This window comes from Collinsella sp. CLA-AP-H1 (assembly GCF_040092945.1).
GTDB lineage: Bacteria > Actinomycetota > Coriobacteriia > Coriobacteriales > Coriobacteriaceae > Collinsella.
In genome coordinates this window covers 1-661 of record NZ_JBBNKO010000039.1, presented here as the reverse complement: position 1 = coordinate 661, position 661 = coordinate 1, and the positions used below count along the sequence as shown (strand labels likewise).

Annotated in this window: 1 rRNA gene; it reads left to right on the top strand. The window is 59.6% G+C overall.

The features are described 5' to 3' along the window. Nucleotides 1-243: 243 nt before the first annotated feature. A 23S ribosomal RNA gene (locus tag AAAV44_RS09795) occupies nucleotides 244-661 on the top strand; the annotation flags it as partial.

Sequence of the window (661 nt, the reverse complement as noted above, 5' to 3'; positions counted from 1 at the left end):
GAGTATCCTCTTCCAGACTCGATTCTTTTCTGCGATTAAACGTAAGAATGATAGCAATCATTCATCCGATCCAAACAAGAAGAATTCACTTAATAATGAGTGAGGAGCATCTGATCGCGAGCACAGTGAAGACACTGTGCCGCGGTATGAGATACCCGAATTGCGACATACGAGCGCTATTCATGATATCGATTAATTGACTTAATTAGCGACACGTGGATATCCCGCGGGCCCGATGCGGTCCCGCAAGATACCACGGGCGCACGGCGGATGCCTTGGCACAGGGAGCCGATGAAGGACGCGGCAAGCTGCGATAATCCCCGGCGAGGAGCACACATCCTTCGACCCGGGGGTCTCCGAATGGGCGAACCCATGCACAGCGGTGTGCATATCCCCACCCCGAACACATAAGGGTGGGGAGGACAACCCGGGGAACTGAAACATCTAAGTACCCGGAGGAGAGGAAATCAATCTCGAGACTCCCCGAGTAGCGGCGAGCGAAAGGGGACCGATGGCCAAACCGTCGAGCGGGCGTACCCGGCAGGGGTTCCGCCGACGGGGTTGCAGGGCCGCGCATCCGGGGGCTGCCGCCCCCGGGCGCAGGTCCGGCTGGGGAGCGGAACGGCATGGGAGGGCCGGCCGCAGCGGGTGACAGCCCCGT